At 79.2% G+C, this 1,022-nt stretch carries 1 protein-coding gene; it reads left to right on the forward strand.

The genetic code is table 11. The features are described from left to right. On the forward strand, nt 1–952 hold a 952-nt coding region (locus tag ABD317_RS37220), incomplete at its 5' end, for a discoidin domain-containing protein (protein ID WP_344296537.1). Nucleotides 953–1,022: the final 70 nt, after the last annotated feature.

The raw sequence follows: 1,022 nt of genomic DNA on the forward strand, positions 1-1,022 counted from the left end.
CGGCGCCCGCGACGGCGACGGCGCGCGCGCCTGGCGGCTGCGGCAGCGGCTGCCGGAGCTGGTGGCGCGGGCGAAGGCGCACGTCTACACGGGGCTCGGCGGGCGCGAGGTGCCGGTCGTCGTCGGCGAGGGCGTGCTCGACGCCTTCGTCGCGGACGCCGCCGCGGCGCACGACCGCTCGCTCGGGCTGCCCGCGCGGCCGAAGGGCGCGACGAACCTCGGCACGTACGGGGGCAACACCGTGGACCGGATGACGGACGGCGACGACTCGACGTTCTTCTGGAGCGACGGCTCGCCGGGCGCCGGCGCGTGGGTCAGCGTGGACTTGCACGGCGAGCGGGAGATCGGCACCGTCTCGCTGGCGATGGCCAAGCCCGGCAGCCCGGACGACTACCTCCACCGGGGCGTGCTGGAGTACTCCGCCGACGGCGAGACGTGGACGGAGCTGGCCGCCTTCTCCGGCACGCCGGACGTCGAGGCGACGGCGCCGGAGGGCACGAAGGCGCGGTACGTGCGCGCCCGGGCGACCGCGGGGCAGGGCAACTGGCTCGTGGTACGGGAGTTCACCGTCTCCGGTGGCGGTTCGACGGCGGTGACCGGCGGCCCGCCGGCGGCCGAGGGCAGCTCCCTGGCCGCCGCCGCGGACGGCGACACCGCCTCCGCCTACCGCGCCGCCCGCGCGGCCGAGGCCGTCGAGGCGCTGGACGTCCGCTTCGCGGAGCCGCGCGCGGGGAGGTCGCTGGTGGTGCTCCGCCCGCAGAGCGCGCCGGCCGCGGGCGCGCGCATGCAGGTACGGAACGAGCCGGACGGCCCGTGGCGCACCGCGGGCCGCCCCGCGGGCGCGTACACGGAACTCCCCGTGCCCGGCGGGGCGGTGGCGGAGGTGCGGCTGCGGTGGTCGCACGGCGGGGCGGTGCCGCAGATCAGGGACGTGGGGGTGATCGGCGGCTGACGCGGACGGCGGGGCGGCGGGCCCGGCGGTGAAGCCGGGCCCGCCGGGTCCCGTCCGGGGCGGACGCGAC

The sequence above is a fragment of the Streptomyces synnematoformans genome (assembly GCF_039531005.1).
GTDB classification, from domain to species: domain Bacteria; phylum Actinomycetota; class Actinomycetes; order Streptomycetales; family Streptomycetaceae; genus Streptomyces; species Streptomyces synnematoformans.